This window comes from Oscillibacter sp. 1-3 (assembly GCF_000403435.2).
In the GTDB taxonomy this organism is placed as follows: Bacteria; Bacillota; Clostridia; order Oscillospirales; family Oscillospiraceae; genus Oscillibacter.
Genome location: NZ_KE159703.1, coordinates 860,987 through 872,851, shown reverse-complemented (window position 1 = coordinate 872,851; position 11,865 = coordinate 860,987). Strand labels below are relative to the sequence as shown.

Below are 11,865 nucleotides of genomic sequence, written 5' to 3'. Positions count from 1 at the left end.
GATCACCGGATATCCGGATTTGTCTGGTAGGTCTGCTTCGGGCTTTTGGGCCGGTCCGGGAGGGTCATCAAAATCATCCCGGATTTCACCAGCGGCTCCAGGTAGCGCCGGGTAGCGTACTGACCGGAGGCAATCCCCAAAAAACGCACAATTTCCTTTCGCGTGCGGGGCGTCCTGCAAAAGTCAAGCAGTCCGCGGTCGTCCAAGGGCAGTTTTTCAGCGGAAAGCGCCGGTTTGCGTTCTGGAGGCTGTTCTGCCGCCTCCTTGTTATAGAGGCAGACGGAAAATTCCCAGCGGTCATCCCGGAATACCGGTTCGGGCAGGCCGGCCTCCGCCATGGCACGGCGGATTCTTGGGATACCGGAATAGCGGTTTTCCGTCTGTCCCAAGGCTTCCATTGCGGTGATCACGGCCGGATTTCGGGTATCCGGCTGGATCTTTCCCAGTTGATCCACCGTCAAACGCCCATAAAGTCCGCCAGGGTTTCGAATTTCCACCCGGTCATAAAACATGATCAGCTGGATGGGCATATTTTCTGTATGGGTACTGTAATCCCGGTGGACCAGCGCGTTCAAAACCGCTTCCCGAAGGGCGTCAAGGGGATATTCCGGCATATCCTGCCGCTTTCCTGTTTTAGGATCAATGCGCACAGCCATGCGCATATTACTTCGCAGGAAGCTGACCGCACCCTCCAGCATTTCCACCAGACTGCCCTCAATGCGTTTGCTGTCCAGAAACCGCTGCCCTGTTTCATCCACTTCACCCATCTCAGTACCCGGCACACGGGATGCAATAATGCTGAGCTGCGGAAAATAGGCTTGGGGATACAGGCCAAACAGCAGGACCGCTGTGAGGGTAAACTGTCCCTCCTTTTGCAGTCCGGTCAGTTCATAGAGCTGTTCCGTCGGAACAGAGGCAAAATTGGGGCGATCCAGCTTGCGCTTCAGCAGGTACTGCTCCAGTTGAACCGGATCCAGTGCGGACAATGAGATCCCCTCCACCGGACGCAGATCGTCCCGGCTCCGCTTGCGGTAGGCCTCGTAGCTGTAAACCTCATACTCCGTCATAGGCTTATCCGCGTCTCCTACCCGGATGAAGGAACCCTTGAGCCGGCCCCGGGCTGTTTTGAAGCAGGGCCGCTCTGCCAGATCCAGGGGGGGAATCTCCGCCGCCACAAACAGCATAGCCCCCTCCACATAGACAGACAAAACAGGACGCACCACCGGTGTCATGGATTCGCCCACCTCCATCAGCTTCTTTTGCAGGTCCTGGGCATCATAGACCCCGACCTTGGCAAACCTTTGTTTTTCATCCAGACCAAATAAAAGCATCCCGCCCTCGTTCTGGTTGGCAAAGGCAGAAAACGTGTCATAGAGCCGCTCCGGACATCCCTTGTTGGCGGCCTTGACCTCCAGGGTCTGTTCCTCGCAATTTCGCTGCTGAACTCTTAAAAGCAGTTTTCCAAATTCTTCTTCCAGCATAAGCACACTCCTTATTTAAGCCGCAAGAACATAAGAAAGAAAGGGGATAAGTAAGACTTTTCTTATATTAGTTCTTATGTTGTTGTGTTCCTAGAAACATCATAACAGACAAGAGAAGAAAAATCAATCGAAAATGCACAATTCACCCGCAGAGAGCTGTTTCCCTGCGGGTGAGTTCTCTTTCTATTCACTTTACAGGTATAGTCCCGCCCGATATGTAACCATCACCCGATGCCCTATAGCCGTTCTGTCCGCCCGCGCAAAGCTCGCAGTTCTTATGGGTATCATCTTCTTGACCATCTGGCCGCCCACGGAGCCGGCCTCACGGCTGGTGAGGTCGCCGTTGTAGCCCTCCTTCAGGTTGACGCCAACCTCAGCGGCAGCCTCCATCTTGAACTTATCCATAGCGGCACGGGCCTCGGGAACATTGATCTTGTTGTTGTTCTTGCTGGACATAGTCAATTTCTCCTTTTCATCAATCATACTCGTTGATTCGCGTGCGGGTCCATTGGGTATCGCCTGCATAGTTTGACTCGAACTATCGGGAATATCCGCTCTTTCTGCCGGAAATTTTTGTGAACCAAGCCTAGGTTTTCCGCTGCCCGCTGTTTCTTTCGAATCTTCATATAATATAGTCAGCGCTGTTGAAGAACAACTGCGCCTTTTCAATTGCACCGGTTACAGTATATCAGCTTCACGCGCTCCTCATTTACATCTTTTCGCTCCCGCGGGACATCCTATCCTCAAAGGAGTGATTGCTTTGGCTCGTCTGAGCGCTTATTTTTCTCTGGAGGACGCCGCCGGAAAACACGACGCGGCGCTGCTGAAACGGGAGCTGGATACCCTGCCGGGAGTCACCTCCGTCAGCGTCAGCGGTGGAGGGTGCCTGGCGGTGGATTATGACACTTCCGGCGTCCGGCAGGAACAGATTATGCAAAAGGTCCAGGAGCTGGGATTTCAGCTGCGGGATCATCTGGACGGAGAGTAAAAAACGGCGCGTGCCTTTGGCACGCGCCGCCGCTATTTCGCCTCTTCTCTGGAACCGGGCAGGTACTCCTCTCCCGCCGCCGCCATCTCCAGCGTACCGGCGGAGAGCTCCGTCAGCCTGGGGATGAAGTCCTCCGCTCCCCCGGCGGGAAAGGCCGCCCGCAGCGTCACGTCCGCGCCGTAAACCGTGTCCCGCACCACGCCGCCGCAGGCGGCGATCTCCAGCTTGACCCGCTCCAGCAGCGGATACGTACAGGGGACGTCCCACAGCGTCCAAAGGCTCACCCGGCACACCCCCGCCGCCTCCAGGGCATCCCTGGCCCCCCGGGTATAGGCCCGGGTCAATCCTCCTGTCCCCAGCAGAATTCCTCCGAAGTACCGGGTCACCACACAGCAGACGTTGGTGACCTCCTGGCGCTGGAATACGTTCAGCATGGGCTGGCCGGCGGTACCCTGGGGCTCACCGTCGTCGGAGTAACGGACGGCCCCGTCTTTCAGTAGGTAACACCAGCAATGGTGGCGGGCGTCATAGTACTTCTTCCGGACCGCCTCCAGATGGGCCCGGGCCTCCGCCTCGGTCTCCACCCGCCAGAGCTGGCTGATAAAGCGGGAACGCTTTTCCACAAACTCGCTCTCGCTGTCCTGATATGGCACCAGATAGCCGCTCATGGGACATCCTCCCCCTGGACAGAGGAAGGAAGCATCTCCCGCACGCCGGTCCGGCCAAGCAGGTAATCCGCGTTCACCTGAAAGCGATCCGCCAAGGCGCAGAGAACCGGAAGCCCCTCTCCGGATTCAACTCTGTAATAGTTGCGAGCGGTAATATCAATTGCCCTGGCAGCCTTTTCCTGTGATGCCTTCAGCTCCTTGCGAAGCGCTTTTAATCTTTTTCCAATTTCCATGTGACCCCCTTGGCAGCATGCAAAAACACAGTTAGGCCTTGTTTGAAAAATGGCGGAATGCCCAACGGCGAGAGATGTTTTCGCCAATCAAGGCAAATTTTTGCAGGCGGGCTGACGCCCGGCAAGAACATTTAACGCAGAGTGGCGGATCAAGATCCACCGTTTGGGCGTTTTGACTCTTTTCAAACATGGCCTAATGTTGACCAGAAATCATCATCTGTATTGGAGGGATTTTTCATGTTCGGCTTCATGCTCTGGCTCCACGCCAACTTCATCCGCTTCCAGCTGGACGCCGTTCCGCCGGAGGACTACCGCTCTCATTTCGACCTTGTCAAAAACGATCTGCCGCCCTCCGTCCCGAAAGATTTGGACAAGTGCCTGGAGTTCACCGCCGTCCACGCCTTCGTCCTGAGCTTCCGCACCAGAAAGGGACCAGCCCGGCATACTCCCGCCGGGTCTCCCGAGGCTCGTTCCTCTGGGCCGAGGGTGGCCCCCCCTCACTCCACAATGAAGGGCTCCATACGCCCCAGTGTCCTGGGGCCGCAGACCGCCGTCACAACGATGGTCTCGCCGTACTCCACATTCTCCACCTTGGCCTCCCGGTACAGCGTGTCCACCAGACCGCCCTTGTCGTAGGGAATCCGGAGCACCACCCGGCGGACGCCCTTGTCCAGCTTCCGGCCAATGAGTTCCAGAAGCCTGTCCACACCCTCGCCGGTCTTGGCGGAGATGGCGCAGATGTCCTCCCCGTGGGGCATGATCTCCCCCACGGGAAGCCGGTCGTACTTGTTGAACACGTCGATCCGGGGCAGCTCCCCGGCCCCCAGCTCGGCGATCAAGCTCTCCACCACCTGGGCCTGGAGTTGCCACTCCGGGTTGGACACGTCGATGACGTGGAGCAGCAGATCGGCGTACTCCAGCTCCTCCAACGTGGCCTTGAAGGCCTCCACCAGCTGGTGGGGGAGCTTACGGATGAAGCCCACCGTGTCGGAGAGCACCACGTCCAGCGTGTCGTTCACCGCCAGCAGGCGGCTGGTGGTGTCCAGGGTGTCAAAGAGACGGTTGTTGGCCGGAATGCCCGCCCCGGTGAGGCGGTTTAAAAGCGTGGACTTGCCGGCGTTGGTGTAGCCCACGATGGCCGCCACCGGAATCTCGTTCTTCCGCCGCTGCTGGCGCTGGGTGCCCCGCACCCGGCGCACGTCCTCCAGGTCCTCCCGGAGCTTGTCGATCTTCCGCCGGATGTGGCGGCGGTCCGTCTCCAGCTGGGTCTCGCCGGGGCCCTTAGAGCCGATGGGCCCCTTGCCGCTGGTGCCCGCCTGACGCTCCAGGTGGGTCCACATGCCCGTGAGCCGGGGCAGCAGATAGCGGTACTGGGCCAGCTCCACCTGGAGGCGGCCCTCCTTTGTCTGGGCCCGCTGGGCGAAGATGTCCAGAATCAGGCCGCAGCGGTCCAGCACCTGGACGCCCAGCAGGTCCGTCAGCACCCGCTGCTGGGAGGGGGAGAGGTCGTTGTCGAAGATGACCATGGTGGCCTCCACATTCTCGCAGTAGAGCTGCACCTCCGCCACCTTCCCCTCGCCGATGAAGGTCCGGGGGTCCGGCGCGGGGCGGTTCTGAAGCACGATGCCCACCGTCTCGCCCCCGGCGGTCTCCACAAGGGCGGAGAGCTCCTCCATGGTCTCCTCGCTGGCGTTCTCCTCTTTTTTCAGCACCGGCGAGTTCAGACCCACCAGCACCACTTTGTCTCGAATCTCTTCTGTTTGCCGCATAATACCTCTTTATCGATCGGGAATGGGGCCTTTGGAATCTATCCCGTACTCCGCGCCCAATCCCAATTTCTGTTTTCCAGAAGCTGTATTTATAAGTGCCGAACGCCTGTGAATACAACTTCTCAGTCGGCGGAATAGGCCTCCGCGATCTCGCCGGTGTAGATCCGGTGCCAGCCGCCCTTCTCGCCGTAATAGGGGAGGATTTTCTCCTGTCCGGCCACGACGCACTCCGGCGCCATGTCCTGGACGTACAGCTTCCGGCACACCAGCACGGCCTCCGCCTCCTCAAAGAAGGGGGCGCCTCCGGCGCCATAGCGGACCGTCAGGCCGCACTCCTTGATTTTGTCCATGTCCCGGCCGCTTCTGGAGCCGCAGAGGGCCATGGTCTTCTTTTCTCCCTCCGGCAGGACGGACACCGTGAAATAGTCCTGATCCTCCATGAATTGATATGTGTACCGCTCCGGGCGCACATAGACGGTGCACACCGGCAGGTTCCACAGCCGGCCCGCCTGACACCAGCCGATGGTCATGGTGTTGCAGTGCTCCCAGTCTCCGGCGGTCAGCAGGGCGTTCTTCGTGCCGAAGGCCTGGAGCAATCCGGGGGTCAGCTCCTTGGGGTCCACAGGGTGCAGTTTCACAGTTACCAGCTCCTCTCAAATAAACGCATATTCAGTATATGCGCTCCGGTGGAAAAAGTAAACACCGAAGCGCAAAGAGGAGGTGTCCAACCGCGATTTCGGCTTTGCAGGGGCGGGGCTCCGTCCCCGCCCGTTCTCCCCAAAACGCCCGGTTTCCGGTGGACGGGACAGAGCCCGGCCCCCGCATAAAATCCGCGAAGCGGACACTCCCGCACAAAGAAAAAGGGTCTGCCGCAGCAGACCCTTTTGCGCGCTTCTCACTTGTCCAGGCCAAAACGCTTGTTGAACTTGGCCACGCGTCCGCCGGTATCCACCAGCTTCTGCTTACCCGTGAAGAAGGGGTGACACTTAGAGCAGACTTCCACCTTGATATCCTTCTTGGTAGAACCTGTCTCAATCACATTACCGCAGGCGCAAGTAATCGTAGTCTGCTGATAATTGGGATGGATTCCTTCCTTCATTGCTCTCGTTCACCTCTTTCGCTTTCAGACTACCTCCGAAAAGCTTTCACCTCACAAAGGCGATAATAAGTGTACCACAGAGAAAGCGGAAATGCAAGTCTTTTTCTTCTGGAAATCCAATTTTTTTCAAAATCCGGCAAAACGGCCGGAGATTTTGCCAATCCCTCGACCTGGGGAACAATCTGTGATATACTGTTATTTATCGGCATCACGCCGGAAAGGAAGGTTTTTTATATGTGGGCGGACAAAAGCGTATTCTATCAGATCTATCCCCTGGGCTTCTGCGGGGCCCCCAGGGAGAATGACGGCATCTTGGCCAGCCGCATCGGCAAAATCGGGGACTGGGCGGAACAGATCCGGCGTTTGGGTGCGGACGCAGTGTATCTCTCCCCCATTTTTGAGAGCGACCGCCACGGCTACGACACCCGGGACTACCGGAAAATCGACTGCCGCCTGGGCACCAACGAGGACTTCGCCAAAGTCTGCGGGACCCTCCACAGCCATGGGATCAAAGTGGTGCTGGACGGGGTGTTCAACCACGTGGGCCGGGGCTTCTGGGCCTTCCGTGACGTGCAGGAGAAGAAATGGGACTCCCCCTACAAGGACTGGTTCCACATCAATTTCGACGGCAACTCCAACTACAACGACGGCTTCTGGTACGAGGGCTGGGAGGGCCACTACGAGCTGGTGAAGCTGAACCTGCGGAACCCGGCGGTGGCGGATTACCTGCTGGAGTGCGTGAAGTTCTGGGCGGATAGTTTCGGCATCGACGGATTGCGGCTGGACGTGGCCTACTGTCTGGACAAGGACTTTCTGCGCCGCCTGCGCTCCTTCTGCGACGGACTGAAGCCGGAGTTCTTCCTGCTGGGCGAGACACTCCACGGGGACTACAACCAGTGGGTGGGCGGCGAGATGCTCCACTCCTGCACCAACTACGAGTGCTACAAGGGCCTGTACTCCGCCCTGAACTCCATGAACCTCTTCGAGATCGTACACAGCCTCAAGCGGCAGTTCGGCCCGGAGCAGTGGACGCTGTACAAGGGCAAGCACCTGCTGTGCTTCGCCGACAACCACGACGTCACCCGGGCGGCCTCCATCCTGCAAAATCCCGCCCACCTGCCGCTGATGTACGGTATTCTCTTCGGTATGCCCGGCATTCCCTGCGTCTACTACGGCAGCGAGTGGGGCGCCCTGGGGGACAAGTCCCAGGGAGACGACGCCCTGCGGCCCTGCTTTGACGCGCCCCAGTGGACGGAGCTGACGGACCGGATCGCCGCCATGATAAAGGCCCACCGGGAGAGCGAGGCTCTGTGCTTCGGGGACTTCCATGAGCTGGTGCTCACCAACCGGCAGACCGTGTTCCAGCGCCGGACGGATAGCGAACGGGTGCTGGTGGCGGTAAACGCCGACAGCCAGCCCTACACCGCCCACTTTGACGCCGGCTGCGGCCAGGCGGTGGATCTCCTTACCGGGAAGCTCCACGACTTCGGCGGCGGCAGTGAGCTGCCCCCTTACAGCGTGGCCTATTGGAAGTGTGAACGGTGAATATGACGCAAGGAAACCCCTCTTGGGTTTCCCGCGCACACCCTTCCTCTCCGTTGACGAAGTTCTTCGGCACTTTTTGACAAACTGCCCCCGGCGGACGATTTGTCCGCCGGGGGCTTTTGTCACAGGTCCAGCGCTTTTTTCAGGTCCTTCAAATACTGCCGCTGCTGATGTCTCAGGTACAGCCCCGCCAGGGGGCGCATCCACGCCTTTTTCGGCGTCACGTCCTCGGTAAACGTCACCCGGCAGCCGCCGGAGGCGGGACGGAACTCCCCGGCCCAGCTGCCTTTGATATTCTCATTCTCCAGGTCAAAGGCCCAGCGGCAGGGCGGCTCCCGCCGGGTGACGGTGAAGACGGTGGGAAAGCCGCCCGCCGCATACTCCGTAAAGGTCCGCTCCCCGGTGACCTCCACCCGCGCCACATCTCCCCGCCAGCCCTGGCGGGCGAGGTCCGTCACCGTCTCCCAGACTCGCTCCGGGGGACAGGCCAGCTCCGCCGTGATTTTCGCTCTTGCCATCTCTACACCTCCACCGTCGTCCCCGGATGCAGGAAGTACAGCGCCCGCCGGGCCACGGGCCTCTCCAGAACCTGCTCCAGAGCCCGGCTGTACGCCTCCAGCTGGGGACGGTAGTACTCCGCCCTGGCCCGGACCTCCGCCGCCGTCTCCACGCGGTCGGTCTTGAAGTCCACCACCGTCAGCCCCGCCTCCGTCTCAAAGCAGCAGTCCACCACGCCCTGGAGGAGCATGGCGTCCTCCGCCGCGGCCTGAGGATCATAGGCCCGGGCCTCCATCAGCAGGGTGAAGCGGTACTCCCGCAAAACATTCTTCCCGCCCCGGATCTCCTCCGCCAGGGGGGAGGCCAGGAACCGCTCCAGAGCCGGGACGTCCACCGCCGCGGCCTGCTCCGGCGTCAGCAGCGCCCGCTCCGCCATGGCCGCCGTCTGGGCCGCCGCGTCCCTGCTCCCAAAGTCCAGGTACTGGAGCACCAGATGGGTGGCGGTGCCCCGCTCCGCCGGGGTCAGGCCGCAGCTCTCCCGCCGGAATTTCGGCTGGGACAAGGGCCGGAGATAGGGCGTATGGGCGGCGTTCTCCGCAATCTCCTCATCCAGCGCCCGGCCCTTGAGCTGGGTGGCGGTGATCTTGGCGGGGAGGCGGGTCTCCCGCCCATAGGGGTATGCAAATTCCAGCAGGCCGGGGTCAAAGTCCCCGGTCTCCTCCCGCGCCTCCTCCCGGAAAACCGTCCCGGCGGCGGGCGGGCGGAAGTCCTCGCCGTCGTGGACGAACACCTGCCAGGGGGCGTCGTCCCCCCCATAGCATGCCGCCGTCTCCGCCGCGGCGAAATCCCGCAAAGGCGCGGCCTCCGGGCGGCACAGCAGGGGCAGCAGAAGCCAGTCTCCAAAGGACTTCGCCGACGCCGCCGTCTCCGGCAGAACCGGGCAGGAGGCCATGGCGCAGAGCTTCTGCAGCCGCCCCTCGGCGTGGTACATGGCGTCCACCAGAATCAGCTTCTCCTTGGGCCGGGTCATGGCCACGTAGAGAATCCGCTGCTCCTCCGCCAGATTCTCCCGCCGCAGCTTCTCCTCCACCGCCCGCCGGGCCAGGGTGGGATACTGGATCTTCCGCTCCAGATCCACCCGCCGGGGCCCCAGGCCCATCTCCGGGTGGACCAGCACCGGCGTGTCAAAGTCCTGCCGGGAGAAGGCGTGGTCCAGGTCCGCCAGGATGACGATGGGGAACTCCAGGCCCTTGGACTTGTGGATACTCATGATCCGCACGCCGTTTGCCGCCGCCGCGGAGGAGGCGGCGGGCGCCTCGTCCGCCTCCAGCAGCCGCCGCAGGTGGGTGACAAAGGCGAAGAGCCCCCGGTAGCCGCCGCTCTCAAACCGCTCCGCCTGACGGCTCAGGGCGATGAGGTTCTCCCGCCGCTCCGCGCCCCGGTCCATGGCGCCGAAGACGCCCAGGACGTTCAGCGTGTTGTAGATGTGCCACACCAGCCGGTGGACGTCCATGTCCCGGGCCGCCTGCCGCAGCTCCCCCAGGGTCTCCAGAAAGGCGGCGCAGTCCTCCCCGCCGGCGGCCTTCACCGCGTCGTAGAAGTCCCCCTCCCGGCTGGCGCCCCGGATCTCCGACAGGCGGTCCGCCGTGAAGCCGAAGAGGGGCGAGCGCAGCACGGCGATCAGCGGCACGTCCTGCCGGGGATTGTCCACCAGGGACAAAAGGGCCACCATGACGGAGACCTCCATGGTCTCAAAAAAGTCCTCGCTCTCCTCAAAGGAGCAGGGCACGTCCCGCTCCGCCAGGGCCTGTGCAAAGGCGGCCAGGCGGCTGCCGGGGGAGCGCATGAGGATCACGATGTCCTCCGGCCGGCAGGGGCGGAAGGTCCCGTCCTCCTCGGTGACGGGGTATTCCCCGTCCAGCAGATCACGGATGCGCCCGGCAATGAACCGGGCCTCCGCCGTCAGCTTTTTCACCGGGCGGCCGTTTGCCGCGGACCGCTGATGGGCGGAGATCAGATGGAACTCCGTCTCACAGTCCCGCCGCTCCGGGTAGTAGGCCGCGCCGAAGTGGAGTGCCTCGTCCTCCCCGTAGGCCATCTCCCCCATCTCCGGGGAGAGGATGTTGGCGAAGATGAAATTGGCGGCGTCCAGAATCTCCCGCCGGGAGCGAAAGTTTCTGGACAGGAGGATCTTCCGCTCCTCCCCCTCCTCCGCCTCCTCCCAGGGCTTGAAGCGGTCATACTTCTCCAGGAAGATGGTGGGGTCTGCCAGACGGAAGCGGTAGATGCTCTGCTTCACGTCCCCCACGGTGAAGAGGTTCTGCCCGTCCCTGGAGACGGCCCGGAAGATGGCGTTCTGCACCTCGTTGGTGTCCTGGTACTCGTCCACCAGAATCTCCCGGTACCGTCCCGCAATCTGTTCCCCGAGCTCCGTAGGGCCGCCCTCCGGCCCTACCAGCAGCGCCAGGGCCAGATGCTCCTGGTCTGAGAAATCCGCCGCGTTCAGCCGCAGCTTCTCCGTCCGGTACGCCTCGCCAAAGTCCGCCGTCAGGCACAGCAGGGCCTCCATGGCCGGGGCTGTGGAGCGCAGGTCCTCCATGGCCTCCTCCCCGCTGACATCCAGCAGGGCCAAAAGTTTTTTCGTCTCCGCCTTGCAGCCGTCCCAGACCTGTTTCAGGGCGGTCACCTCCGGGTCGTCCCTGCGGCCTTTGGGCGTGGTCAGCCGGGGGAAAACGATCTCCAGGGCCGCCCGGCGGGCCGCCTCCCAGGCCCCCGCCTCCCCCAGGGCCTGGAAGCCCCAGGCGGCGGCTAGGAACTTCTCTCCGTAGCCGGAGGAGAGAGCCGGGTCCCCCTCAATCCGCGCCGCGGAGCGCCGCAGCAGCTCCGCCCAGTGGAGGGCCTTCCGCCGGACGAAGCCCAGCAGCTCCCCGGCGTAGGGCGTGCCGTCAAAGTCAGCTCCCAGGCCGGCCCAGGCCCCCCGGCTCTTCGCCAGCCACCGCTCCGGGTAGGCGTGGCTCTGGAGCTTGCCGTAGACCTCCAGCACCAGATCCGCAAGGCGGGAGTCGTCCCGCCCCGCCCCCAGGGTGTCCGCCAGGAGCTCCCCGCCGGGAGTCAGCCCGTCGTAAAACCGCTCCAGCGCCCGGTTCAGCACCCGCCGGCGGAGGAGAACGGCGTCGCTCTCGTCCAGCACCCGGAAATCCGGCGTCAGGGCGTGGCGGTCCCCCTCCCGGGCCAGGAGGTGGGTGTTCTCCCGCAGCAGCGCCGTGCAGAAGGCGTCCACGGTCTTGATGTCCGCCTGATACACCCGCAGGAGCTGACGCTTCAGATGCCCGTCCCCTGGGTTCTCCGCCAGACGCTTCGTCAGCTCCGCGGCGATCTTGCTCCGCAGCTCCGCCGCCGCGGCCTTGGTGTAGGTGATGATGAGGAAGTCGTCCACATTGCAGCGCTCCTCCGTCACATAGCGGAACAGCCGCTCCACCAGCACCTTGGTCTTGCCGGAGCCGGCGGCGGCGGACACCAGCAGGCTCCCGCCCCGGTTCTCCACCACGGCCCTCTGCTGGGGCGTCAGTTTCAGCTCGCCCATG

Annotated in this window: 11 protein-coding genes and 1 pseudogene; 2 read left to right on the top strand and 10 right to left on the bottom strand. The window is 62.2% G+C overall.

The genetic code is table 11. The features are described from left to right. Positions 1 to 2 precede the first annotated feature (2 nt). Positions 3 to 1,481 carry an ATP-binding protein gene (locus C816_RS04200; protein WP_016321172.1) on the bottom strand — a complete coding sequence of 493 codons (1,479 nt, stop codon included), beginning with the start codon at positions 1,479 to 1,481 and terminating at the stop codon, positions 3 to 5. 282 nt (positions 1,482 to 1,763) lie between these two features. Then, positions 1,764 to 1,937, bottom strand: a pseudogene (locus C816_RS04195) (alpha/beta-type small acid-soluble spore protein); the annotation flags it as partial. 304 nt (positions 1,938 to 2,241) lie between these two features. Here C816_RS04195 and C816_RS04190 point away from each other — a divergent pair. Continuing rightward, entirely contained in the window at positions 2,242 to 2,469 is a 228-nt protein-coding gene (locus C816_RS04190) for a heavy-metal-associated domain-containing protein (protein ID WP_016321170.1), read from the top strand. 32 nt (positions 2,470 to 2,501) lie between these two features. Here the strand turns inward: C816_RS04190 and C816_RS04185 are convergent, their stop codons facing one another. From C816_RS04185 to rpmE, 6 genes are all read right to left on the bottom strand, one after another. After that, on the bottom strand, positions 2,502 to 3,137 hold the full coding sequence (locus C816_RS04185) for a YigZ family protein (RefSeq protein WP_016321169.1): 636 nt from the start codon (positions 3,135 to 3,137) through the stop codon (positions 2,502 to 2,504). Then, positions 3,134 to 3,370, bottom strand: a complete 237-nt coding sequence (locus C816_RS04180) for a helix-turn-helix domain-containing protein (RefSeq protein WP_016321168.1) — start codon at positions 3,368 to 3,370, stop codon at positions 3,134 to 3,136. Before C816_RS04180 ends, C816_RS04185 begins: the two co-directional genes overlap by 4 nt. 213 nt (positions 3,371 to 3,583) lie before the next feature. Next, a complete protein-coding gene (locus C816_RS04175; protein ID WP_040654604.1) occupies positions 3,584 to 3,814 on the bottom strand; it encodes a hypothetical protein in 231 nt (76 codons plus the stop codon). A 53-nt stretch (positions 3,815 to 3,867) separates the two neighbouring features. Further along, a complete protein-coding gene (hflX, locus tag C816_RS04170) occupies positions 3,868 to 5,139 on the bottom strand; it encodes a GTPase HflX (RefSeq protein ID WP_016321166.1) in 1,272 nt (423 codons plus the stop codon). 122 nt (positions 5,140 to 5,261) lie between these two features. Next, the gene (locus tag C816_RS04165) at positions 5,262 to 5,777 is read right to left on the bottom strand and encodes a flavin reductase family protein (protein WP_016321165.1); all 516 of its coding nucleotides are present in this window, start codon (positions 5,775 to 5,777) and stop codon (positions 5,262 to 5,264) included. Positions 5,778 to 6,034: 257 nt separating this feature from the next. Further along, the gene (rpmE, locus tag C816_RS04160; RefSeq protein ID WP_016321164.1) at positions 6,035 to 6,238 is read right to left on the bottom strand and encodes a 50S ribosomal protein L31; all 204 of its coding nucleotides are present in this window, start codon (positions 6,236 to 6,238) and stop codon (positions 6,035 to 6,037) included. A gap of 234 nt (positions 6,239 to 6,472) precedes the next feature. Here rpmE and C816_RS04155 point away from each other — a divergent pair, with 234 nt between their 5' ends. After that, complete coding sequence (locus C816_RS04155; RefSeq protein ID WP_016321163.1) at positions 6,473 to 7,783, top strand: alpha-amylase family glycosyl hydrolase; 1,311 nt, start codon at positions 6,473 to 6,475, stop codon at positions 7,781 to 7,783. A gap of 122 nt (positions 7,784 to 7,905) precedes the next feature. Here the strand turns inward: C816_RS04155 and C816_RS04150 are convergent, their stop codons facing one another. Then, positions 7,906 to 8,301, bottom strand: coding sequence for an SRPBCC family protein (locus C816_RS04150; RefSeq protein WP_016321162.1), 396 nt, complete (start codon positions 8,299 to 8,301; stop codon positions 7,906 to 7,908). Positions 8,302 to 8,303: 2 nt separating this feature from the next. After that, entirely contained in the window at positions 8,304 to 11,864 is a 3,561-nt protein-coding gene (gene addA / locus C816_RS04145) for a helicase-exonuclease AddAB subunit AddA (RefSeq protein WP_016321161.1), read from the bottom strand. Position 11,865: the final 1 nt, after the last annotated feature.